This window comes from Actinocatenispora comari (genome assembly GCF_017312725.1).
GTDB lineage: Bacteria > Actinomycetota > Actinomycetes > Mycobacteriales > Micromonosporaceae > Actinocatenispora > Actinocatenispora comari.
In genome coordinates, this window is the sequence record NZ_BOPO01000024.1 from 64,020 (window position 1) to 87,098 (window position 23,079).

17 protein-coding genes and 2 pseudogenes are annotated in these 23,079 nt (G+C 73.4%); 9 read left to right on the forward strand and 10 right to left on the reverse strand.

Annotation, left to right across the window (positions count from 1 at the left end; translation table 11 throughout):
* Positions 1-4: 4 nt before the first annotated feature.
* The 3 genes from NUM_RS08880 to uvrC all read right to left on the reverse strand — a co-directional run bounded on the left by NUM_RS08880 (position 5) and on the right by uvrC (position 4,148).
* Complete coding sequence (locus NUM_RS08880) at positions 5-1,027, reverse strand: gluconeogenesis factor YvcK family protein (protein ID WP_207124315.1); 1,023 nt, start codon at positions 1,025-1,027, stop codon at positions 5-7.
* A complete protein-coding gene (gene rapZ / locus NUM_RS08885) occupies positions 1,024-1,878 on the reverse strand; it encodes an RNase adapter RapZ (RefSeq protein WP_207124360.1) in 855 nt (284 codons plus the stop codon). Before rapZ ends, NUM_RS08880 begins: the two co-directional genes overlap by 4 nt.
* An 80-nt stretch (positions 1,879-1,958) precedes the next feature.
* Entirely contained in the window at positions 1,959-4,148 is a 2,190-nt protein-coding gene (gene uvrC, locus NUM_RS08890) for an excinuclease ABC subunit UvrC (RefSeq protein ID WP_207124316.1), read from the reverse strand.
* A gap of 144 nt (positions 4,149-4,292) precedes the next feature.
* Between uvrC and NUM_RS08895 the strand changes: the two genes are divergently transcribed.
* Positions 4,293-5,195: a hypothetical protein gene (locus NUM_RS08895; protein ID WP_207124317.1), complete on the forward strand. Its 903-nt coding sequence runs from the start codon at positions 4,293-4,295 to the stop codon at positions 5,193-5,195.
* Between the two features lie 297 nt (positions 5,196-5,492).
* On the opposite strand, the pseudogene uvrA reads toward NUM_RS08895, so the two are convergent.
* Positions 5,493-8,375: pseudogene (uvrA, locus tag NUM_RS08900) on the reverse strand (excinuclease ABC subunit UvrA); the annotation flags it as partial.
* 436 nt (positions 8,376-8,811) lie between these two features.
* On the reverse strand, positions 8,812-9,915 hold the full coding sequence (gene rsgA, locus NUM_RS08905) for a ribosome small subunit-dependent GTPase A (RefSeq protein ID WP_207124319.1): 1,104 nt from the start codon (positions 9,913-9,915) through the stop codon (positions 8,812-8,814).
* A gap of 247 nt (positions 9,916-10,162) precedes the next feature.
* On the opposite strand from rsgA, the gene NUM_RS08910 reads away from it, so the two are divergent.
* Positions 10,163-10,813 carry an MBL fold metallo-hydrolase gene (locus tag NUM_RS08910; protein WP_207124320.1) on the forward strand — a complete coding sequence of 217 codons (651 nt, stop codon included), beginning with the start codon at positions 10,163-10,165 and terminating at the stop codon, positions 10,811-10,813.
* Between the two features lie 92 nt (positions 10,814-10,905).
* Here the strand turns inward: NUM_RS08910 and NUM_RS37125 are convergent.
* A pseudogene (locus NUM_RS37125) lies at positions 10,906-11,031 on the reverse strand (SDR family NAD(P)-dependent oxidoreductase); the annotation flags it as partial.
* Positions 11,032-11,213: 182 nt separating this feature from the next.
* Between NUM_RS37125 and NUM_RS08920 the strand changes: the two are divergent.
* The 4 genes from NUM_RS08920 to NUM_RS08940 all read left to right on the forward strand — a co-directional run bounded on the left by NUM_RS08920 (position 11,214) and on the right by NUM_RS08940 (position 16,666).
* Positions 11,214-12,830 (forward strand): hypothetical protein, encoded by a 1,617-nt coding sequence (locus NUM_RS08920; RefSeq protein WP_207124321.1) that lies wholly within the window; start codon positions 11,214-11,216, stop codon positions 12,828-12,830.
* Entirely contained in the window at positions 12,827-13,756 is a 930-nt protein-coding gene (locus tag NUM_RS37130) for a GNAT family N-acetyltransferase (RefSeq protein ID WP_225918432.1), read from the forward strand. Before NUM_RS08920 ends, NUM_RS37130 begins: the two co-directional genes overlap by 4 nt.
* 72 nt (positions 13,757-13,828) lie before the next feature.
* On the forward strand, positions 13,829-15,700 hold the full coding sequence (gene typA / locus NUM_RS08935; RefSeq protein ID WP_207124322.1) for a translational GTPase TypA: 1,872 nt from the start codon (positions 13,829-13,831) through the stop codon (positions 15,698-15,700).
* A 129-nt stretch (positions 15,701-15,829) separates the two neighbouring features.
* Positions 15,830-16,666: a serine hydrolase gene (locus NUM_RS08940; protein ID WP_207124323.1), complete on the forward strand. Its 837-nt coding sequence runs from the start codon at positions 15,830-15,832 to the stop codon at positions 16,664-16,666.
* A 35-nt stretch (positions 16,667-16,701) separates the two neighbouring features.
* Here the strand turns inward: NUM_RS08940 and NUM_RS08945 are convergent, their stop codons facing one another.
* From NUM_RS08945 to NUM_RS08955, 3 genes are read right to left on the reverse strand one after another with little or no spacing between them, the layout of a single operon-like run.
* Entirely contained in the window at positions 16,702-17,412 is a 711-nt protein-coding gene (locus tag NUM_RS08945) for a YqeB family protein (RefSeq protein ID WP_207124324.1), read from the reverse strand.
* Positions 17,409-18,080: a TetR/AcrR family transcriptional regulator gene (locus tag NUM_RS08950; RefSeq protein WP_207124325.1), complete on the reverse strand. Its 672-nt coding sequence runs from the start codon at positions 18,078-18,080 to the stop codon at positions 17,409-17,411. Before NUM_RS08950 ends, NUM_RS08945 begins: the two co-directional genes overlap by 4 nt.
* Positions 18,081-18,118: 38 nt before the next feature.
* Entirely contained in the window at positions 18,119-18,922 is an 804-nt protein-coding gene (locus tag NUM_RS08955; RefSeq protein ID WP_225918433.1) for a tyrosine-protein phosphatase, read from the reverse strand.
* 91 nt (positions 18,923-19,013) lie between these two features.
* Here NUM_RS08955 and NUM_RS08960 point away from each other — a divergent pair, with 91 nt between their 5' ends.
* Both NUM_RS08960 and NUM_RS08965 read left to right on the forward strand, forming a co-directional pair.
* The gene (locus NUM_RS08960) at positions 19,014-20,093 is read left to right on the forward strand and encodes a mandelate racemase/muconate lactonizing enzyme family protein (protein WP_225918434.1); all 1,080 of its coding nucleotides are present in this window, start codon (positions 19,014-19,016) and stop codon (positions 20,091-20,093) included.
* Positions 20,094-20,304: 211 nt separating this feature from the next.
* On the forward strand, positions 20,305-21,249 hold the full coding sequence (locus NUM_RS08965) for a C40 family peptidase (protein ID WP_225918435.1): 945 nt from the start codon (positions 20,305-20,307) through the stop codon (positions 21,247-21,249).
* A 164-nt stretch (positions 21,250-21,413) separates the two neighbouring features.
* On the opposite strand, the gene NUM_RS08970 is transcribed toward NUM_RS08965, so the two are convergent.
* Positions 21,414-22,406: a TerC family protein gene (locus NUM_RS08970; protein ID WP_370466946.1), complete on the reverse strand. Its 993-nt coding sequence runs from the start codon at positions 22,404-22,406 to the stop codon at positions 21,414-21,416.
* Between the two features lie 273 nt (positions 22,407-22,679).
* Here NUM_RS08970 and NUM_RS08975 point away from each other — a divergent pair, with 273 nt between their 5' ends.
* The gene (locus NUM_RS08975) at positions 22,680-22,970 is read left to right on the forward strand and encodes an antibiotic biosynthesis monooxygenase family protein (protein WP_207124329.1); all 291 of its coding nucleotides are present in this window, start codon (positions 22,680-22,682) and stop codon (positions 22,968-22,970) included.
* The last annotated feature ends 109 nt before the right edge of the window (positions 22,971-23,079 follow it).

The following is a 23,079-nucleotide window of genomic DNA, read 5'->3' on the forward strand; positions in this document are numbered from 1 at the left end:
TCGCTCACCTCACGTCCACTCGGTCCACCTGGGAACCGAGGATCGGCTTGTTCGAACCGAGAATGCCCTCGAGTGCCGCGGCCAGCGCGGCCGGATCGTGGCGCGGCGCACCGTCGGCGGCGGCCACTCGCGCCGTGACCAACCGGGCACCCAGTGATTCTGCCGCAACCCCCAACGGCGCCTGCTCCCCCATCGCCCGTACGTCGGCCAGCACCACGTCGGCCCGCAGTTGCGGCAGGTAGCGGGTCAGCTCTGCCAGGTGGTCGGCGGCCGACAACCCGCTGGTCTCCGACTCGGTCGCGAGATTCAGCGTCACCAGCCGCCGGGCCGGACTCGCCACGATCGCCGACCGCAGCTCCGGCACCAGCAGGTGCGGGATCACGCTGGTGTACCAGGAGCCCGGACCGAGCAGCAGCCAGTCGGCGGCGCCGATCGCCGCCACCGCCTCGGCGCAGGCAGCCGGCGAACCCGGCACCAGCCGTACCTCCCGGACCGCTCCGGTGCTCACCGCGAGCTCGTGCTGTCCCCGTACGGTCACGGTCCGGTCCGGGTGGGCCGGGTCGGCGCCGCGCACGCTCGCCTCGATCGACAGCGGGGTGCGCGACATCGGCAGTACCCGGCCGGTCGCGCGGACCAGCTCCGCGGCGTGATCCAGCGCCGCCACGGGATCGTCGAACACCTCGAACAGCCCGAGCAGCAGCAGGTTGCCCACCGCGTGCCCGGCCAGCTCGTCGTCGCCGGCGAAGCGGTGCTGCATCAGCCGCGCGTTGGTCGCGCTGGTGTCGTCGTCGGCGGCCAGCGCGGCCAGCGCCTGCCGCAGGTCGCCGGGCGGCAGGATCGGGCGGGACCGGCGCAGCCGGCCGCTCGAGCCGCCGTTGTCGGCGACCGTCACCACCGCGGTCGGCGCGCAGCCCAGCCGGCGCAGCGCCCGCAGCGTGGCGGACAGGCCGTGCCCGCCGCCGAACGCCACCACATTGCCGATCGACGGCTGCCGCTGCTCGGCGATGGCGTGCTCCGCCGCCGTCATTCGCGCCCCAGATCGCGATGCTGGGCGTGCGCGGCCAGACCGGCGTCGCGCAGCCGGCCGGCCAACGCCTCGCCGATCGCGACGCTGCGGTGCTTGCCGCCGGTGCACCCCACCGCGACCGTCAGGTACCGCTTGCCCTCCCGCTCGAAGCCACCGGCGGACGCCTCGATCAGGTCGGCGTACCCGGAGACGAAGGTCTGCGCGCCGGGCTGACCCAACACGTACGCGCTGACGTCGGGCTGCAGGCCGGTGTGGTCGCGCAGCTCCGGCACCCAGAACGGGTTGGGCAGGAACCGCGCGTCGACCACGAAGTCGGCGTCCGGCGGCAGGCCGTACTTGAAGCCGAACGACAGCACGGTGATCCGCAGGGTGCGCACGTCCGGGGTGCCGAACAGCTCCTCGACCCGGGCCCGCAGCTGGTTGACGTTGAGCTGGCTGGTGTCGATGAGCACGTCGGACTCGGCCCGGGCGCCGGCGAGCAGCGCGCGCTCGGCGGCGATCCCGTCCGCCAGCCGGCCGTCGCCCTGCAACGGGTGCGACCGCCGGACCGACTCGAACCGGCGGATCAGCACCTCGTCGTCGGCGTCCACGAACACCACGTGCGGCCGGAACCCGCGCTCGCGCAACGCCCGGACCGCGCCGGCCAGGTCGGTGGAGAACGCGCGGCTGCGCACGTCCAGCACCATCGCGGTGCGCCGGGTCGCGCCGCCCGAGCGGTACGCCAGCTCGGCCATGGTGACCATCAACGCCTGCGGCAGGTTGTCGACCACGTAGTAGCCGACGTTCTCCAGTGCCCGGGCGACCGTGGACCGGCCGCCGCCGGAGACGCCGGTGACGATCACCAGCTCCATCTCGGCGTGCCGCGGACCGTCCCGTTCGCCGTCGCCGGTCGCGCCGTCGGCGCGGTCGGCCGTCACGGCCTGCTGGTTGTTCACTCGCCCCCCTCGTGACCGGCCTGCCGGTCACCGGTCCGGTCGGCATCGCCGACCACTCCCCCGTCCGCCGGTGCGGCCGCCACCCCGGAGGCTACGTCGCCGGTACCCGGATCGGGGCCGGTGTCGACGCCGTGTCCGACGGTCGTGTCGTGCACCGGCGCCCCGTCCGGCGATGCCGCCCCGTTCGGTGCCGCCGCGTCGTCCGGGTGCAGGGCGTGGAAGACCAGCGCCGCGGTGCGCGGACCGATGCCGGACACCTCCGCGATCTCCTCCACCCGCGCCGAACGCAGCCGCTTCACCGAACCGAACTGGCGCAGCAGCGCCTTGCGCCGCACCTCGCCCAACCCCGGCACGTCGTCCAGCGCCGAGGTCGTCATCCGCTTCGAACGACGCTGCCGGTGGTAGGTGATGGCGAACCGGTGCGCCTCGTCCCGGACCCGCTGCAGCAGGTAGAGGCCCTCGCTGGTGCGCGGCAGGATCACCGGGTACTCGTCGACGGTGCTCGGCAGCCACACCTCCTCCAGCCGCTTGGCGAGGCCGCACACGGCCACGTCGTCGATGCCCAGCTCGGCGAGCACCCCGGCCGCGGCGTCCGCCTGCGGCTGCGCACCGTCCACCACCACCAGCTGCGGCGGGTACGCGAAGCGGCGGGGCCGACCGGTCGTCGGGTCGATGCCCGGCAGCGGCCCGGCCACCGCGTCACCGGTACTCGCGTCCTCGGAGGCCTCGTCGCCGACGTCGTCACCGCCGATCGGGTCACCCGACTGCGCCCGCGCCTCCAGGTAGCGGGAGAACCGGCGACGCAGGATCTCCGCCATCGCCGACACGTCGTCGGTACCGGTGCCGTCCGGGTTGCCGCGCACCGCGAACCGGCGGTACTCGCTCTTGCGGGCCAGGCCGTCCTCGAACACCACCATGCTCGCCACCACGTCGGTGCCCTGGATGTGCGAGATGTCGTAGCACTCGATCCGCAGCGGCGCGGTGTCCATGCCCAGCGCGTCGGCGATCTCCTGCAGCGCCTTGCTGCGCGCGGTCAGGTCGCTGGACCGGCGCAGCTTGTGCTGCGCGAGCGACTGACCCGCGTTGCGCTCGACCGTCTCGTACAGGGCGCGCTTGTCGCCGCGTTGCGGCACCCGCAGCCGCACCCGCGACCCGCGCCGCTCGGACAGCCACTCGGCCAGCGTGTCGGCGTCCGCGGGCAGCTCCGGCACCAGCACCTCGCGCGGGATGTTCGCCGACTCCGGCGAGTCGGTCGCGCCGTACACCTGGGTGCAGAACTGCTCGACCAGCTCGGCGGTGCTCAGGTCCTCGACCTTCTCCACCACCCAGCCGCGCTGGCCGCGCACCCGGCCGCCGCGCACGTGGAACACCTGGACCGCGGCCTCCAGCGGATCCTCCGCGAACGCCACCACGTCGGCGTCGGTACCGTCCGGCAGCACCACCGCCTGCTTCTCCACCGCGCGGCGCAGCGCCGCCAGGTCGTCCCGGATCCGCGCCGCCCGCTCGAACTCCAGCTCCTCGGACGCCGCGGCCATCTCGCGCTGCAGCCGCCGGTCCATCTTGTCGGTGTGCCCGGCCATGAAGTCGCAGAAGTCGTCGACGATGGCCCGGTGCTCCTCGGCGCTGACCCGGCCGACGCACGGCGCGGAGCACTTGCCGATGTAGCCCAGCAGGCACGGCCGGCCGATCTGCCCGGACCGCTTGAACACCCCGGCCGAGCAGGTGCGCGCCGGGAAAACCCGCAGCAGCAGGTCGAGCGTCTCGCGGATCGCCCAGGCGTGTGAGTACGGCCCGAAGTAGCGCACCCCCTTGCGCTTGGCGCCGCGCATCACCTGCAGCCGCGGGTACTCCTCGTCGAGGGTGACCGCCAGGTAGGGGTAGCTCTTGTCGTCGCGGTACTTGACGTTGAACCGCGGGTCGAACTCCTTGATCCAGTTGTACTCCAGCTGCAGCGCCTCGACCTCGCTGGACACCACCGTCCAGTCGACCCGAGCCGCCGTGGTGACCATCTGGAACGTGCGCGGGTGCAGCCCGGCCGGATCGGCGAAGTACGAATTGAGCCGGTTGCGCAGGCTCTTCGCCTTGCCGACATAGATCACCCGACCGCTCGGGTCACGAAACCGGTACACCCCGGGCGCATCGGGAATCGTGCCCGGCGCTGGGCGGTAGCTCGACGGATCCGGCACCTGCCAAGCCTATCCATCGGTGCCGACAGCCCCACAGCTGCACGCCGCCGTCCGGTACCGCGGCCAGCGTTGTCCGGGCTGGTTAGGGTCGGGGACGGCAGCCCGGCGAGTACGGGTCCCGGGCGAGGCGGGTGAGGAGCAGCGGTGAGCATGCCACCGGCCGGGCCCACGCCGCCCGGGTACGACCCGACCGGCGCGGCGCCGCCCCCGTCGATGCCCGACCCCGCGGCCTCCGGCGCGCCGTCTGACCCGGTCGCCGCGTGGCAACCCGACCCGCCCGCCGCCGACCCGACGCCGGCCGACCCGGTACCGGGTGGCTGGACGTCGGGCGGATCGCCGCCAGGCACGGCGCCGGAGGCAGCGGCGCCGGGTGCGAATCCGTACGCGTCCCGGGCCCGGTGGGCCGACGGCCGGGTCACCGAGGGCGGCACCCCGCCGCCGGCCTGGCGGCGACCGGAGCGGATCCGGCGCCGCCGGTGGCCGGTTCTCGTCGGCGTCGCGGCCACCTGCGTGCTGTTCCTGCTGGCCGGTGTGGTGGTGGTCGGCCTGCTCTGGACCCGGGCCGCGACACCGGATGCGACCGGCGGCGACGTCGACCACGGTCCGCTGCGGCAGTCGAACTACCACGACTGGCACTTCACGCTCGACGACGTGAAGCTCGACGCCACCAAGACCGGCGGCCGCGACCTGCACAGCTGCACGCCGGTCGAGCACGACCGGGCGCTCACCGCACAGGGCTGTCGGTCGGGCATCGAGCTGGACTACCGCACCGCCGGCGACCGGATCCGGCTGGAGCAGTTCGTGCTGGTGTTCGACACCGCCGCGCACGCCAGGAGGACGGGCCGCGAGCTGACCGGCGACCAGCTCCAGCTCCGCCGGTCGAAGCTGCACCCGCACGCCGAGGGCACCATGGTGCGGCAGTCCACCGGGCAGTACCTGGTGATCACCGTCGGGACCGCGGCGAACGGCGCGGACGACGATCGGCGGGACACGTTCGTGCACTACGCGAACGCCGACATGGCGGCCGCGATGATCTGGCGCGACTGACCGCGGCGCTGACCGGCGCGATCCCGACCGGGCCGGTCAGCGACTCTTCGTCGTCGACTTCGCCCGGGCGCCGCGGCTCGTTCCGGCCGTCTTCGCCGCCCCGGTCTTCGCTTCGGACTTCGCCGTGGCCGACTTCGCCCCGGACTTCGCCGTCGCCGACTTCGCCCCGGACTTCGCCGTCGACGTCGAGCCGTTCGCCGCGCTCTTGGCCGGTGCCGCCGCGCTCGACTTGACGGTGTTCGACTTCGCGGTGGCTCGGGAGGTGGCCGAACCGGTGCCGGCGCGCCGCGTCGAACCGGCCGCGACCGTGCGCTTGCCGGCGTCGGCGTGCCCGCCACCGGCCGCGAGGATCGGCTGCAGGAACCGGCCGGTGTGGCTCTGCTCGTCCGCCGCGACCTGCTCCGGGGTACCGGTCACGAGGACGGTGCCGCCCTTGTTGCCCCCCTCCGGGCCCATGTCGATCAGCCAGTCGGAGGTCTTGATGATGTCGAGGTTGTGCTCGATCACCACGACCGTGTTGCCCTTGTCGACCAGGCTCTGCAGCACGTGCAGCAGCTTGCGGATGTCCTCGAAGTGCAGCCCGGTGGTCGGCTCGTCCAGCACGTAGACGGTGCGCCCGGTGGAGCGCTTCTGCAGCTCGCTGGCGAGCTTGACCCGCTGCGCCTCGCCGCCGGACAGGGTCGGCGCCGGCTGGCCGAGCCGCACGTACCCGAGGCCGACCTCGACGAGCGTCTTGAGGTGCCGGTGGATCGAGGTGATCGGCTCGAAGAAGCCCGCCGCCTCCTCGATCGGCATGTCGAGCACCTCGGCGATGGTCTTGCCCTTGTAGTGCACCTCGAGGGTCTCCCGGTTGTACCGGGCGCCGTGGCACACCTCGCAGGGCACGTACACGTCGGGCAGGAACTGCATCTCGATCCGAATGGTGCCGTCACCGGCGCACGCCTCGCAGCGCCCACCCTTGACGTTGAACGAGAACCGCCCCGGGGTGTACCCGCGGACCTTCGCCTCGGTGGTCTCGGCGAACAGCTTGCGGATGTTGTCGAACACCCCGGTGTAGGTGGCCGGGTTGGACCGCGGCGTCCGCCCGATCGGCGACTGGTCGACACCGACCACCTTGTCGACCTTGTCGATGCCGGTGATGCGGGTGTGCCGGCCGGGCACCAGCCGCGCGCCGTTGACCTGGTTGGCCAGCACCGCGTAGAAGATGTCGTTGATCAGCGTCGACTTGCCGGAGCCGGACACCCCGGTCACCGTCACCAGGCAGCCCAGCGGGATGGTCACGTCGATGTTGCGCAGGTTGTGCTCGCGGGCGCCCTTGATGACCAGCTCGTGGCCCTTCGTCGGGGGCCGGCGCACCGCCGGCATCTCGATCGCGGTACGCCCGGACAGGTACGCGCCGGTCAGCGAGTCGGCGTTGGTCAGCAGCCCGGACACCGAACCGGAGTGCACGATGTGGCCGCCGCGCTCACCGGCACCCGGGCCGATGTCGACCACCCAGTCGGCGGACCGGATGGTGTCCTCGTCGTGCTCCACCACGATCAGCGTGTTGCCCAGGTCGCGCAGCCGGGTCAGCGTCTCGATCAGCCGGTTGTTGTCGCGCTGGTGCAGCCCGATCGACGGCTCGTCCAGCACGTAGAGCACGCCGACCAGGCCAGAGCCGATCTGCGTGGCCAGCCGGATGCGCTGTGCCTCGCCGCCGGACAGCGTCGCGGACGGGCGGTCCAGCGACAGGTAGTCCAGGCCGACGTCGAGCAGGAACCGCAGCCGAGCCTGGATCTCCTTCAGCACCGCCTCGGCGATCAGCTTCTGCCGCTTGGTGAGGTTCAGCCCACCGATCAGCGCCGCGCACTCGTCGATCGGCAGCGCGCACACCTCGGCGATGTTGTGGCCGGAGATGGTGACCGCGAGGATCTCCGGCTTGAGCCGGGTGCCGCCGCAGGCCGGGCACGGGATGTCGCGCATGTATCCCTCGTACCGGTCGCGGCTCCACTCGCTCTCGGTCTCCGCGCGACGCCGCTCCAGGAACGGGATGACACCCTCGAACGCCGCGTAGTAGGACCGCTGCCGTCCGTACCGGTTGCGGTACTTGACGTGCACCTGCGCGTCGGAACCGTGCAGCACCGCCTTCTGCGCGCGGGCCGGCAGCTTGCGCCACGGCGCGTCCAGGTCGAAGCCGAGCTGGTCGGCCAGGCCCTGCAGCAGCCGCTGGAAGTACTCCATGTTGTGGCCGGTGGACCAGGGCTGGATGGCGCCGTCGGCCAGCGACTTCTCCTGGTCGGGCACCACCAGCTCCGGATCGACCTCCTTGCGGGTGCCGATGCCGGTGCAGGTGGGGCAGGCGCCGTAGGGGGCGTTGAAGGAGAACGACCGCGGCTCCAGCTCCTCGATGCTGAGCGGGTGGTCGTTCGGGCAGGCGAAGTGCTCGGAGAAGCGGCGCTCCCGGCCCTCGTCGTCGGCGGGCAGGTCGACGAAGTCGAACACCACCCGGCCCTCGGCGAGCCCGAGCGCGGTCTCCACCGAGTCGGTCAGCCGCTGCTTGCTGGTCGGTTTGACAGCGAGCCGGTCGACCACCACCTCGATGGTGTGCTTCTCCTGCTTCTTCAGGGTCGGCGGGTCGGTCAGCTGGTGCACCGAGCCGTCCACCCGGGCCCGCGCGTAGCCCTTGGACTGCAGCTCGGCGAACAGGTCGACGTACTCACCCTTGCGGCCGCGCACCACCGGCGCGAGCACCTGGAACCGGGTGCCCGCCGGGTAGCCGAGGACGCGGTCGACGATCTGCTGCGGGGTCTGCCGGCTGATCGCCTCACCGCAGATCGGGCAGTGCGGGGCGCCGATGCGGGCGAACAGCAGCCGCAGGTAGTCGTAGATCTCGGTGATGGTGCCGACCGTCGACCGGGGGTTGCGCGAGGTGGACTTCTGGTCGATCGACACCGCCGGGGACAACCCCTCGATGAAGTCGACGTCCGGCTTGTCCATCTGGCCGAGGAACTGCCGCGCATAGGCCGACAGGCTCTCGACGTACCGCCGCTGCCCCTCCGCGAAGATCGTGTCGAACGCCAGGCTCGACTTGCCCGAACCGGACAGCCCGGTGAACACCACCAGGGCGTCCCGGGGCAGGTCGAGGCTGACGTCTCGCAGGTTGTGCTCGCGCGCACCGCTGATGATCAGGCGATCGGCCACTGTCTCCCGCTTCCGCTCTGTCGGGCCTGCTGCACGGCCCACCCCCACGACATCCGCGCCTCGACCAACGAGACACCGGCGAGAACGGTGTCTCGCCGCGGGTCGGTGTCGGGTCCGCCACCCGGCGGCCACCCACCGGAAACACGCCGCCACGCCCCGGCTCTCGAGCCCCGTGGCCGGCGACCGCCCACCGGCGGCAGACGCACACGGCAACTCTAACCGGGGCCCCCGACATTCCCGGCGCGACGACGGTCACGCCACCAGGCACCGACCACGTCTCGGCGGCGCCCACTCCACCCGCTGGATCGACCCCGACGGGCGGCCACCAACCGGTGCCGATCGGACGACCGCGGGCCGGGTCACGGCGCAAATTCAAACACATGTACGACGGCATTGCCAGTGCCGGGGTCCGCGGTTCGGGATGGTGTCGCCGGCGTCAGGACGGGTCGTGCCGGTCGCCGCGCCGATCCAGCGCGCGGGCCCGGCGGGCGGCGGCACGCCGCGCGGCCGCGACCCGGGCGCCGCGCCGGTCGTACTGCCAGGCCAGCTCCGCGGCGAGCTTGTGCCAGCTGGCCAGCCGGCGGGCCGGCAGGCTACCGTCGGCGACCGCGGCCAGTACCGCGCAGCCCGGCTCCTGCTCGTGCCGGCAGTCCCGGAACCGGCACTCCGCCGCCAGCGCCGCCACGTCGGCGAACGCGGCGCGCAGGCCGTCGTCGGTGTCGTCCAGGCCGACCGACCGGACGCCGGGAGTGTCGAGCACGGCGCCACCGCCCGGCAACGGGACCAGGGCGCGAAACGTGGTGGTGTGCCGACCGCGGCCGTCGGCACGCAGCGCCCGGGTGACCAGCACGCTGGTCCCCACCAGGGCGTTGACCAGGCTGGACTTGCCCACACCGGAGGCGCCGAACAGCCCGAGCGTGCGCCCGTGGCCCACCCGCTGCGCCAGCTCGGCCATCGCGGCCGGATCGCGCGAGCTGACCGGCAGCACCTCGACACCCGGCGCCGAGCGCCGCAGCTGCGCCACCAGCCCGGTCACGTCCGGTACCAGATCGGCCTTGGTGAGCAGCACCAGCGGCTCGGCGCCGGACTGCAGGACCAGCGCGACCAGCCGCTCGATCCGGCCGGCGTCCGGATCCGGGTCGAGCGCCTCGACCACGGCGGCGACGTCGACGTTGGCGGCGAGGATCTGGCCGAGCGAGTCGCGCCCGGCGCTGTTGCGGACCACCGAGGTGCGTCGTGGCAGGACCGCCTCGACGGTGGTGTGGCCGTCCGGCCAGTCGCGCAGGGCGACCCAGTCGCCGGCGACCGGCAGGGTGGACAGGTCGGCCGCGGCGGCGGCGAGCAGCCGGCCGGCGGCGGTGGTGCGCATCGCGCCCTCGGCGGTGAGGACGGCGTAGACGCCGCGATCGACTCGGCTGACCCGGGCCGGCCGGCAGCCGGATCGGGCGTAGGAGGCGAAGGAACGGGCCCGCTCGGCGTCCCAGCCCAGTGACCCGAGGTCGACCGGCGCGGGATGCGCGGCAGCGAGGTTGCTCGACATGTACGACGACACCCTTGGCTCGAGGCGGGCGCCGTGCCGCGGTCAGCCGCGGACGGACACCCGGGACACGACGGTCGGACGGCAAGCCCGACACCAGTGACTGCTGCGCACCGTCACCTCCCCGAGATTCCGTCGAACCGCATCTGCTCTGGCCCCGACCGTACGGCCCGGCGACACGCCGACGCCACCCAATATCCCGACCACCGCGGTCCGGATGCCGCCCGGCCCGGGGCAGTACCGTGCCGGCATGACCTACACCGGACAGGTCCGGCCCGGTGGGCCGGCCGCCACCCGCTCGCTGGACCGGTTGGCGATCACCAAGGTCTCCGTCGGCCCGATGGACAACGACGCCTACCTGCTGCGTTGCCGGGCCACCGGGGCGCAGGTGCTGATCGACGCCGCGGCCGATCCGGACGTGCTGCTCGACCTGGTCGACGACCATCCGCTGGACACCGTGGTGACCACCCACCGGCACGCCGACCACTGGCAGGCCCTCGCCGCGGTGGTCGCCGCGACCGGCGCCCGCTCGGTGGCCGGGGTGCGCGACGCCGCCGCGCTGCCGGTACCGACCGAGGGTGTCGCCGAGGGGACCTCGGTGCCGGTGGGCGACTGCGTGCTGGAGGTGATCGAGCTGGTCGGGCACACCCCCGGGGCGATCGCGCTGCTCTACCGGGACCCCACCGGGCACCCGCACCTGTTCACCGGCGACTCGCTGTTCCCGGGTGGGCCCGGCAAGACCACCGACCCGGCCGACTTCACCGACCTGATGGACGATCTGGAGGCGAAGGTGTTCGGCCGGCTGCCGGACGACACCTGGGTCTACCCGGGACACGGGGACGACACCACCCTCGGCGCGGAGCGGCCGCACCTGGCCGAGTGGCGCCAGCGCGGCTGGTGACGGTCACGCCGGCGGCGCCGGGATGGCATGCTCGGCGGCCCGGCCGACCCGCTCCCGCTCGGCCCACACCGCCAGCCGCTGGCCGCCGAGCTCCCGGCAGGCAGGATGCCGGCGTTGTTGACCACGACGTCGAGCCGGCCGAACCGGGCGGGCGCCTGCGGCACCGTGGCGAACACGGCGGAACGGTCGGTGACGTCGACGGGCCGGGCGGCTGCCCGCCGACACCGATCTCGACCTCGCCGTCGACCTGGTCCGGGGCGTGCGCGCACGAGCTGGCTGGAGCGGACCCGGCCGCTGACCGACGAGTACGCCGACCGCATCGTGCACCCCGCGGTGCCCGGCTTGCAGGCGCCGATGCGGTGATCGCGGGCCCGCGCCACGCACCGGCTAGGGTGCTGGCGTGGCTTCGGTTTCCACCCCCCTCCGCGGGCCCGACACCCTCGCGCCCCCGGGCCGGGACCGGGCACCGGTCGTGGTCTACGCGACGCTCGGCATCCTGCTGCTCGCACTACTGACAGTGACCTCGACGTACGGAGAGTGGGTTTCCGACTCCTGGATCCACGCCGGGACGCTCGTCGAGGTCGCCCGGCATCCGCTGCATCCGGTCGAACCGCTCACCGGCGAGCACGTACCGTTCGCCTACTTCTCGCCCTGGGCGATGAGCCTCGGCTGGCTGATGCACCTGACCGGTTGGTCGGTCTGGGTGGTCCTGACCCTCGCCGGGCTGATCGGCACCGCCCTGATGCTGCTCTGCTGGTACCGGCTGGTGCGGGCGCTCACGCCGGCCCGCTGGGCGCCCGTACTGGCGCTGCCGTTGCTGCTGCTGCTGTGGGGCACCGGGGCGTGGTTCTGGTCCGGGTTCCCGGTACTGGGGTCGTTGAGCGTCGGGTTCGTCTGGCCCAGCGTGTTCGCGGCGGCGTGCTGGTTCGAGACCTGGCGCACCGCGCTGCGCGTCGACCGGGTCGGGCGGGTGCACCTGATCGCGGTGTTCCTGGTGCTGCCCGGGCTGATGCTGCTGGTCCATCCGTTCACCGCGGTGATCGCCGCCGTCTCGGTGCTGATCACGCTGGCCGGACGGCTGCGGCGCGGCTCGACGGCGGTACCGGTCGCGGCAGCGGCGGCGGTCGCGTCCGGGCTGCTGGCGCTCGCCTGGCCGTGGATCAGCCTGCCGGCGATGATCGGCGACCAGGCCGGCTTCGACACCATCCACCACGCGCTGTACCGGCAGCCGATGATGAAGTGGGCGCTGCTGCCGCTGATCGTACCGGCGCTGGTCGTCCGGGTGGTCCGGGATCGCAAGGACCCGCTGTTCTGGACCGCGGTGGTGTGCGCGGCCGGCTGCGCCGCCGGTGGGCTGACCGGGTCCTGGTCGCTCGCCCGGCTCGGCCCCGGCGTCGCGCTGCCCGGCCAGGCCGCGCTCGCCGTCCTGCTCGCGGAGGGCTGGCAGCACCGGGCTGCGCTGCGCCGGTGGCGGCCGACCGCACTGCGCCGGTGGCGGCGGGCCGGCTTCGCCCTGCTGGCCGTGCTGAGCTGCGTGGCCCTGGTCGTCGGCGGGTACGCCAACGCCTGGGCGCTGGCCCGCGCGGTGCCGGGCGAGGCCCGCCGGGCCCGGGCGGAGGCGGCGACCGACGCGCAGGCCAGGTATCCGCAGTTGGGGTGGATCGCCGGGCGGGTGCACGCCGGCGACACCGCGGTGTCGAACTTCTGGTGGTCCCGGCGCGAGCTGCCCGCCTACGGGTTGCGCTCGGTGCGGACCCAGTGGCCGTCGCCGGCGGTACCGGACGAGGCCCGGCGCGCCGCCGACGAGGACCGCATCCTCGGCTGGCGGCCGGCGACCCGGGCGCAGCGCACCGCCCTGCTGTCCCGCTACCGGGTGCGGTGGATCGTGTGGCATCCGACCGCGCGCACCCCGATGTGGCCGTTCCCGGGTGCCCGGCTGGTCGGCTGCGGGCCGGACGGCACCGCGCTGCTGCGGGTCGACCCGCAGCAGCCGACCCGGCCGCGGGCCTGCCGGTGAGCGGGCGCAAGCACCGGCCGGTACGCCTCGCCGCACCGACCCCGGCGGATCTCGGGCCGATCCTCGCCGACCACGACCGGTACTGGGACGGGCGGGATCTGCGGTCGCTGCACCACCCGATCTACTGCCGGCAGTTCGCCGACACCGGCCTGGTGGCCCACGGCGACGGCGTCCTCGGGTACCTGTTCGGGTTCGTGGCGCCGGCCGGCGAGGGCTACGTGCACCTGGTCGCGGTGCGCGACGACGCCCGCGGCACCGGGCTGGGCCGCACCCTGTACGAGCGGTTCGGCGAGCTCGCCGCCGCCCGCGGCGCCGACCGGGTGACCGCGATCACCACGCCGGGCAACGCCGGCTCGATCGCGTTCCACCGGACGCTGGGCTTCACCGCCGAGACCGTCGCGGGCTACTCCGGCCCCGGCGCCGACCGGGTGGTGCTGCACCGCCGGCTCGACCGCGAACCGGTACGGATCGGGCCGGCGCGGGCAGCCGACGCCGGCGAGGTGCTCACGGTGCAGCAGGCCGCGTTCGTCGCCGAGGCGCTGGCGTACCAGGCGGCGATCCCGCCGGTACGCGAGAGCGTGACCGACGTGGCGGCGGCGATCACCGCGGGCCGGGTACTGGTGGCCCGGGACGGGGCCAGGATCGTCGGCAGCGTTCGCGTCACACCCACCGGAGACGGGACCGAGGCGGAGATCGGTCGGTTGGCGGTGGCGCCGGACCGGCAGGGCGAGGGTCTGGGCAGCCGGCTGCTCGCCGCGGCGGAGGCGCACGCCGGCCCGGTCGAGCGGTACGTGCTGTTCGCCGGTCACCGCAGCGAGCGCAACCTGGGCCTGTACCGGCGGCGCGGGTACACCGAGACGCACCGCACTCTCGACCCGGTCGGGGTACCGGTCGTCCAACTGGCCAAACCACGCCATACCGGTTGATTGCTCCGCCCCGGTCGCGCGGTTCTCCTCCCCGCCGCAGCGCCGCCGAGCCGGGCACGGGAGGATGGTGTCATGGCAGTTCGCACCGACCTCCGCAATGTCGCGATCATCGCGCACGTCGACCATGGCAAGACGACCCTCGTGGACGCGATGCTCCGGCAGTCCGGCGCGTTCGGCGCCCACCTCTCCGCGCACGAGGCCGAGGACCGGGTCATGGACTCGATGGACCTCGAACGCGAGAAGGGCATCACGATCCTGGCCAAGAACACGGCCGTGCACTACAGCCCGCCGGACGGCGGAGACCCGGTGACGATCAACATCGTCGACACCCCGGGCCACGCCGACTTCGGCGGCGAGGTGGAGCGCGGACTGTCCATGGTGGACGGTGTGGTGCTGCTGGTGGACGCCAGCGAGGGCCCGCTGCCGCAGACCCGGTTCGTGCTGCGCAAGGCGCTCGCGGCGAAGCTGCCGGTGGTGCTGGTGATCAACAAGGTGGACCGCTCCGACGCCCGGATCGCCGAGGTGGTGGACGCCACCTACGAGCTGTTCTTCGACCTGGACGCGAGCGACGAGCAGATCGACTTCCCGATCGTGTACGCGTCGGCCCGGTCCGGGCGGGCCAGCCTGGAGCGTCCCGCCGACGGCGGCCAGCCCGACTCCGCCAACCTCGAACCGCTGTTCCGCACGATCCTGGACACCGTCCCCGCCCCGTCGTACACCGAGGGCGCGCCGCTGCAGGCGCACGTGACGAACCTGGACGCGTCGCCGTTCCTCGGCCGGATCGCGCTGTGCCGGGTGCACGAGGGCACCATCCGCAAGGGCGAGACGGTCGCCTGGTGCCGGCACGACGGTACGGTCGAGCGGGTCCGGATCTCCGAGCTGCTGATGACCGAGGCGCTGGAGCGCAAGCCGGCCGAATCGGCCCGGCAGGGCGACATCATCGCCATCGCCGGGATCTCCGACATCATGATCGGTGACACCCTCGCCGACCCGGAGGACCCGCGTCCGCTGCCGCTGATCACCGTGGACGAGCCGGCCATCTCGATGGTCATCGGTACCAACACCTCGCCGCTGGTCGGCCGGGTCAAGGGTTCGAAGGTCACCGCGCGGCTGGTCAAGGACCGGCTGGACCGGGAGCTGGTCGGCAACGTCTCGCTGCGGGTGCTGCCGACCGAGCGTCCGGACGCCTGGGAGGTGCAGGGCCGCGGCGAGCTGGCCCTGGCGATCCTGGTGGAGATCATGCGCCGGGAGGGCTACGAGCTGACCGTCGGCAAGCCCCAGGTGGTCACCCACACCGTCGACGGCAAGGTGCACGAACCGACCGAGCGGCTCACGGTGGATGCGCCGGAGGAGTACCTGGGCACCATCACCCAGCTGCTCAACCTGCGCAAGGGCCGGATGGAGAACCTCGTCAACCACGGCACCGGCTGGGTCCGGATGGAGTGGATCGTGCCGTCCCGCGGCCTGATCGGCTTCCGCACCGAGTTCCTCACCGAGACCCGCGGCACCGGCATCGCCCACCACGTCTTCGAGTCGTACGAGCCGTGGTTCGGCGAGCTGCGCACCCGCAACACCGGCTCGCTGATCGCCGACCGGGCCGGGGTGGCGGTCGCGTTCGCGATGCACAACCTGCAGGAGCGCGGCACCCTGTTCGTCGAGCCGACCACCGAGGTGTACGAGGGCATGATCGTCGGCGAGAACTCGCGCGCCGACGACATGGACGTCAACATCACCAAGGAGAAGAAGCTCACGAACATGCGCTCCTCCACCGGTGACGAGCTGGAGCGGCTGGTGCCGCCGCGCAAGCTGTCGCTGGAGCAGGCGCTGGAGTTCTGCCGCGGCGACGAGTGCGTCGAGGTCACGCCGGAGACGGTCCGGATCCGCAAGGTGGTGCTGTCGGCCGCCGAGCGGGGCCGCGCCCGCGGCCGCGCCAACCGCAGCTGACCGCGCCGTCCGGGCGCCGGCACGCGGTCGACGCATGCTGGTGCCCGGACGTCGTCGGACCCGGTCGGGCCCGGAGGGGCGGCGACGCCCGGGCGGCGCGATGATCTCGGTGCCGTTAACCTCGGCGGTATGACCGCCTCGCACCTGCCCGCGCTGACCGACACGCTCGACGCGGCCGGCGGCACCGTCTCGGTGTACGTCGGGCCGCTGGCCGGCCCGCCGGTGTTCACCCGGCTGCCGGACGAGCCGCACTACGCCGCCAGCACGATGAAGGCGGCGGTGCTCGCGACCGCGTACCGGCTGGTCGAGGCCGACGCCGTCGACCTCGACGAGGACCTCGCGGTGCACGACGAGTTCGCCTCGGCGGCGCCCGGAGACGGCCGGTTCGCGATGCGCCACTCGTACGACAACGACGACGAGGTGTGGGCGAGGCTCGGCGGGACCGCACCGCTGCGCTGGCTGCTGCGGCGCATGATCATCCGCTCCTCGAACCTCGCCACGAACCTGGTGCTGGAACGCATCGGTACCCAGGCGATCGCGCACACGCTGCGCGACGCGGGCGCGACCCGGATGGTGGTGTGCCGCGGAATCGAGGACGCCGCCGCGGCCGCCGCCGGGCTGGACAACCTGGTCACCGCCGGCGACCTGGCCCGGCTGCTCGCCGCGATCGCGGACCACCGGATCGCCGCGCCGGCGCACTGCGACGAGATGATGGCGATCCTGCTCGACCAGGAATGCACCGAGGATCTGGCCGCCGGCCTGCCGGCGGGTACCCGGATCGCGCACAAGAACGGCTGGGTGGAGCGGATCCGGCACGGCGTCGGCGTGGTGCTGCCGGACGACGCCCCGCCGTACGCGATCGCGGTGTGCACCACCACCGACCTGCCCGACACCGAGGCGTGCGCCCTGCTGGCCCGGGTGTCGGCCGCGGCGTGGGCCGACCGGCACGACATCGGCCACGGCTGAGGCCCGCCCCGCCCGGGCGGGGCACTGCGGTCGGGTCAGTCCGGTACCCGGGAGCGGTGCGGCGGGCTGAGCCGATAGTGCTGCCGCCCGTCCCGGTCGCTTACCACCACGCCGAGCGCGGCGAGTTCGCTCCGCAGTTCCGCGGCGTCGTCCGCGTCCTTGCCCACGACCCTCGCACGGGCCTTCAGCAACGCGTCGGCTCCGGCCGGCAGCTCGGGCAGCCCGGGCACCCAACGCCGGTACCGCTCGCGGTGCGGGTCACCGTCGGCGTGCCACGGGTAGCCGTGCCGGACGAACGCCGCGCGCAGCTTCCCGGTGTCCAGATCGACGCTCTGCCGGGCCAGCTCCTCGGTACCGGCGCCGAGCAGCACCAGGTCGCCGTCGGCCACGAAGACCGCGCCGACCTCGGCCCGGGGCACCGTGCGTACCGACTTGTCCCGGGTGATCGTGACCGCGGCGTCGCCGACCCGTACCGTGACCTCCTCGGCGGCGGCGACCATCGCCAGCAGCAGGCCCACCAGCACGCCCAGCAGCACCGCACCGATCGTCGTGTACGGCTCGGGCAGCCGCGCGACCAGCCGGAACGGGCCCTGCAGGGGCGCCCACGGCAGCCCGGCGACGGCCGGCGCGAGCAGGTTGACCGCCTCGGCCACCGCCGCGGCGAGCACCGGCAGGCCGATCGCGAGCAGCAGCCGTTCGCCGGTCGAGCGGGCCACCAGGGTGCCGTCGAGGGGGGCGGTGGTCATCGGACGGTCTCCTTTCCTCGCGCGTCGTGGCGACGGCCGCCGGCCCGACCGGCCGCCGCGGTACGCCCGCGCGCGGGTGCGGCGGTGTCGGTCAGCCAGCCGACGATCGCGTGCAGTTCGGCGGTCTGGGCGGCGGCGTCGAAGTCGTCCTCGCCGGCAGACAGGTAGCTCGCGTCGACGACGGTCTGGATCCAGCCGGCGGCCCGGTCCGGCGGGAAGGCGAGACGGTGGCCGGCGTCGGCCAGCCGGGCCAGCAGCGTGGTCAGCGCGGCGCGGGTGGCCGCGTCGTCGGCGCTGATCATCGCGGCGAACTCGGGGTCCTCGTTGACCTGCAGCACCAGTACCGCGGCGAGGCCGGGGGCGAGCGGATCGGCCAGCTCGGAGATCAGGTGCGACACCAGCCGGGCCAGCCCCGCCGCCGGGTCGGGGTCGGCGAGCGCCGCGGCGCGCACCTCCTGGTTGCCGGGCAGGTCGGCGGCGAACAACGCGTGCACCAGGTCGCGCTTGGTGGCGAAGTAATGGAACAGCGTGCCGGAACCGATGCCGGCGCGGCGGCAGATGCTCGCCGTGGAACTGCCGGCGACACCGTGCTCGGCGAACTCGGTCGCGGCCGCGGCGAGGATCTGCGCGCGCCGTCGGGCGTGCTGCTCGGGGTCGACGGTACGCATGCGGGGCAGTCTAGCGCATTACTGGAGTGGCTGCTCCATTAAACGAGCAGCGCGTCGACCAGCGCCGCACGGGTCGCCGTGGTCAGCCCGAGCCCGCGCGCCAGGAACCCGTCGACATCGCCGAAGTCGCGCGCCACCTGGTCGTAGGCCGCGGCGAGGTAGTCCTCCCGTACCTCCAGCAGCGGTACCAGCAGCTCCGGCTCGGCCATCAGGTGACCCTTCCGCAGACCCGCCAGGATCGCCGCGGTCGCCGCCCGGGCTCCCTCGTTGGACGCCAGGTAGTCCGCGACGATGGTGGCCCGGTCGACGCCGAGGATCTCCAGCAGGATCGCGGTGGCCCAGCCGGTGCGGTCCTTGCCGGCCGTGCAGTGGTACAGCAGCGGCAGCCGCGCGCCGTCCGCCAACCGCGTCAGCAGCGTCGCGAACCGCGCCCGGGCACCCGCGTCGGTGACGAACCAGCGGTACAGCCGCGCCATGAACCGCTCCGCCCCGCCGTCGCCGAGCCGGTCGCGCTGCTGCTCCGCGTCGCGCTCGCCGATCAGCTCGGCCATCAGCCGGTACAGGTCCATCGAACCGTCCAGGATGGACAGTTGGTCGGCGGTCACCCCGGGCGGCAGCCGGTCGGCGCCCAGCTGCGCGACCTCGCTGTCGCCGCGCAGATCGACCACCGCGCGCAGCCCGGTGTCGGCCAGCCGGGCGAGGTCGTCGTCGGTGAGCCGGCCGAGCGCCTCGGACCGGAACACCCGCCCGGTGCGTACCGACCGGCCAGCGGCGCCAGGCATGCCGCCGACGTCCCGGGCGTTCGGCGCCCCGGACAGTCCCAACCACCGCGGCTGCGCCATCACCACTCCCTGCCCACGCTGTCTGGAACCTCACCCTAGGCGTCCATCACCTGCGGCTGCCGGTACCGGCGCGCCGGGTAGGGTGCGCATCGTGCCGATCATCGACGTCACCACCCAGGTGGTCTCCGCCCCGCTGCACACCCCGTTCGTGACCGCGCTGCGCCGCACGACGACCACCGACACGGTGGTGGTGACGGTCACCGACTCCGACGGGCACCACGGGTACGGCGAGGCGCCGCAGGTGTGGCAGGTGACCGGTGAGTCGCTGGCCGGCGCCCGCGCCTGCATCGACGGCCCGCTGCGCGCCGCGATCATCGACCGCGACCCGGACGACCTGCAGGAGCTGCTGCGGGCGGTGCGCGGCGCGGCGGTCGCCAACCACGGCGCGAAGGGGGCCGTGGACGTGGCGCTGCACGACCTCGCCGCCCGCCGGGCCGGCCTGCCGCTGGCCCGTTACCTCGGCGGCGCGGCCCGGACGGTCCGCACCGACGTGACGCTGTCGGTGGACGAACCGGACCGGCTGGCCACCGCGGCCCGCGCACGCGTCGCGGCCGGCTTCGACGTACTCAAGATCAAGGTCGGCACCGACCCGGTCGGTGACGTCGCCCGGGTCGCCGCGATCCGGGCCGCGGTCGGCCCGAACGTGCAGATCCGGCTGGACGCCAACCAGGGCTGGACGCCGCGGCAGGCGGTCCGCGCGATCCGCGCGATTGAGGACTCCGGTGCCGGCGTCGAACTGGTCGAGCAGCCCGTCGCCGGCCACGACATCGCCGGCCTCGCGCACGTCACCGCGCACGTCGACACCCCGACCCTGGCCGACGAGGCGGTGTACGGGGTGCGTGACCTGCTCGCCGTGATCGAGCAGCGCGCCGCCGACATGGTCAACGTGAAGCTGGCCAAGAGCGCCGGCCTCGGCCCGGCCCGTACCCTGCTGGAGCTCGCCGCCGCGGCGGGCATCGGCACCATGGTCGGCTCGATGATGGAGACGCACGTCGGGCTGGGTGCCGCCGCGAGCCTGGTCGCCGCGTACGGCACCACCGCGGTCAGCGACCTGGACGCCGCCTGGTGGATCTCCGACAGCCCGGTCGTCGGCGGTATCCGGTACGACGGGGCGACCGTGCACCTGCCCGATGCGCCCGGTCTTGGCATAGATGGGGTGGTCGACCGCTGATGATCACCGAACCGTGACGCTCGCGCAACCGGCCCGGTGCGGTACGAACCGGGCCGGTTCCGTATTCTCGTAGCCCACAGGTACCGCGGGGTGGACGCCGGTGGGGTCCATGGGGGAGGTGCACCGCGGGCCGTCTCGCGCGTCGTCTGCCGCACGGCCCCAGCCACCTGTCCATGCACACCGGCGCATCGGTAAGGGGGCTGAAAGACTCGTGAGCGGCAAGATCTTCGCACAGCGGACCGCACCGACGGCCGGCCGCACGGCGACCGTCGCGGTGTCGGTGGCGACAGTGTGGACCAGACCGGAGGCGGTGCGCGAGATCGACGCGCCGGCGATCGCCGAGGTGCCGGACGTGCGCCGGTGGGTCGCGTCGATGAGCAAGCAACAGCTGCTCGATCTCGACGGCCGTACCCTCACCCAGCTGCTGCTCGGCGAGCAGGTGCTGGTCGAGGAGGTGTCCGGCGACTGGACCCGGGTGATCGCGATCGAACAGCCGGCCGGCAAGCTCGACGAGCGCGGCTACCCCGGGGTGGTGCGCACCGCACACCTGACCGGCGGTGAGCCGCCGCAGGGCGTACGGGAGGTCGTGGTCGACGCGACCGCCACCGCACTGTGCGACGAGCCCAACGGCGACGTGCTGCTGCGCGGGGTCGTGATCGGTACCCGGCTCGCGGTCGCCGGTGAGCGGGAGCGCGGCTGGCTGCCGGTGCTGGTGCCGGCGGCCGACGGGCCGCTGTGGGTGCGGGAGGCCGACGTCGCGACCGCCCCGACCGGTACCCCGTCGGCGAAGGACCTGCTCGCGGTCGCCGAGCGGCTGCGCGACGTGCCGTACGTGTGGGGTGGACTGTCGGCCTACGGCATCGACTGCTCCGGGCTGGTGCACCTGGCACACCGGCGGTTGGGCGTCACCGTGCCGCGCGACGCCGACGACCAGTCGGTGGTCGGCGAGCAGATCGAGCTCGGCCACGAGCAGCCCGGTGACCTGTACTTCTTCGCCCGGCCGGGCAAGTCGCCGCACCACGTCGGGCTGGCCGCCGGACCGGACCGGCAGATGCTGCACGCCTCCGGTCAGGAGTCGGCCGGCAAGGTCGTCAACGAGCCGATGACCGAGGACCGCAGCGCCACCCTGGTGGCCGCCCGCCGCACCCTGACCTGACCGCCGCCGGGCCCGAGCCGGACCGACCCGGGCCCGAGACCGCCGCGCCGGACCCGCCCGCGGCATCGCGCCGGCCCCGCCGCACCGGGCCGGTACGGCCACCGCAGGTCGGGGTGCGGGGCCGGTCGGGGTGCGGGGCCGGTCGGGGTGCGGGGCCGGTCGGGTCAGTGCTCGGCGTGCGCGGCACGGCGCGCGTCGACCCGGGTCTTGGCCAGGCTCGCCACCGTGGTCACCGCCAGCGCGCCCACCACCACCGCCAACGACAGCCAGGTCGGCACCTCCGGTACCGCCTCGAACGGCGCGCCGCCGTGCACGAACGGCAGGTCGTTCTGGTGCACCGCCTCCAGGATCAGCTTCACACCGATGAAGCCGAGGATGATGCCGAGCCCGTAGTTGAGGTAGACCAGCCGCTCCATCAGCCCGCCGAGCAGGAAGTACAGCTGGCGCAGGCCCATCAGTGCGAACACGTTGGCGGCGAACACCAGGTAGGCCTGCTTGGTGATGCCGAAGATCGCCGGGATCGAGTCGAGCGCGAACAGCAGGTCGGTGGTGCCGATGGTCAGGATGACGATCAGCATCGGGGTGAACAGCCGCCGGCCCTGCTTGACGACGGTCATGCTGCCGTCGTGGAAGTCCTTGGACAGCGGCAGCGCCCGGCTGGCCCAGCGCACCAGCGCGTTCTCCTTGAAGTCCGCCGGGTCGTCCTCGTGCGTGGCCGTCTTGATCGCGGTGTAGATCAGGAACGCGCCGAAGATGTAGAACACCCAGGAGAACCGGTCGATCACCGCGGCGCCGGCGGCGATGAACGCGCCCCGCATGACCAGCGCGATCACGATCCCGATCAGCAGCACCTTCTGCTGCAGCGCACGCGGCACCGCGAACCGGGACATGATGATCATGAAGATGAACAGGTTGTCCACCGACAGGCTGTACTCGGTGATCCAGCCGGTGAAGAACTCGGTCGCCGGGTTCGCCCCGGCCAGCAGGAACAGCCCTAGACCGAACAGACCGGCCAGAGCGACGTAGAACACCACCCACATGGTGCATTCGCGCAACGAGGGCACATGCGGGCGCCGACCCACGATCGCCAGGTCCGCCAGCAGGATGGCGAGCAACCCCACGATGGTCGCCACCCACACCCAGTCATGCACCACCACGATGTGGCCTTCCGGTAGAGACGGTGATCTACCGGAGGTCTCTTCCACCGTGGCAGGACCACAGCCACCGGCCCCGGGGCACCACGGCTCGCGCCGCGGCGCACCGTGTTGACGGAACCGGCGCGTCGGGAGTACTCCCCTCCTTGCCCCTATTCTCACCCCGGCACCCCGCCGCCGCGAGCCGGGGTGACCGAGTTCGCAACGTCTTTTTCGCCCGACCGGACGACCGCCCCCGCCGTACCGGCCCCACCGGCGCTCGGCATACTGGCCGGCATGGTGCTGGAGGTAGGGCTGATCGACGTCACCGCAGGCAGCGAGGACGATTTCACCACCGCGTACCGCACGGCGCGGGAGCTGCTGACCGGCACGCCCGGCTGCCGTTCGGTGCGGATGACCCGCGGGGTGGAGAGCCCCTCCCGGTTCGTCCTGCTCGTCGAGTGGGACTCGGTCGAGGCGCACGAGCATAACTTCCGCGCCAGCGAGCGGTACGGCACCTGGCGCGGCCTGATCGGCCCGTACTTCGCGCAGCCGCCCCGGGTGGAGCACTTCACCGACCTGCACTGATCCGGGTGGCGCCGCTCGCCCGGAGCACCCACCGGCGGGCTGCCCCCTGGGCCCGAGCAGCCGAAGCGAGACCACTCCTGACCGCAGCGGTACGCCGTCCCGGCTCCGG

Excerpts from the sequence above, each read along its gene's own strand:
- rapZ (WP_207124360.1), bottom strand. The coding sequence starts at position 1,878 with ATGGAGCTGGTGATCGTCACCGGCGTCTCCGGCGGCGGCCGGTCCACG.
- typA (WP_207124322.1), top strand. The coding sequence starts at position 13,829 with ATGGCAGTTCGCACCGACCTCCGCAATGTCGCGATCATCGCGCACGTC.
- NUM_RS08945 (WP_207124324.1), bottom strand. The coding sequence starts at position 17,412 with ATGACCACCGCCCCCCTCGACGGCACCCTGGTGGCCCGCTCGACCGGC.
- NUM_RS08940 (WP_207124323.1), top strand. The coding sequence starts at position 15,830 with ATGACCGCCTCGCACCTGCCCGCGCTGACCGACACGCTCGACGCGGCC.
- NUM_RS08950 (WP_207124325.1), bottom strand. The coding sequence starts at position 18,080 with ATGCGTACCGTCGACCCCGAGCAGCACGCCCGACGGCGCGCGCAGATC.
- NUM_RS08955 (WP_225918433.1), bottom strand. The coding sequence starts at position 18,922 with ATGGCGCAGCCGCGGTGGTTGGGACTGTCCGGGGCGCCGAACGCCCGG.
- NUM_RS08975 (WP_207124329.1), top strand. The coding sequence starts at position 22,680 with ATGGTGCTGGAGGTAGGGCTGATCGACGTCACCGCAGGCAGCGAGGAC.
- NUM_RS08880 (WP_207124315.1), bottom strand. The coding sequence starts at position 1,027 with ATGACGGCGGCGGAGCACGCCATCGCCGAGCAGCGGCAGCCGTCGATC.
- NUM_RS08910 (WP_207124320.1), top strand. The coding sequence starts at position 10,163 with ATGACCTACACCGGACAGGTCCGGCCCGGTGGGCCGGCCGCCACCCGC.
- rsgA (WP_207124319.1), bottom strand. The coding sequence starts at position 9,915 with ATGTCGAGCAACCTCGCTGCCGCGCATCCCGCGCCGGTCGACCTCGGG.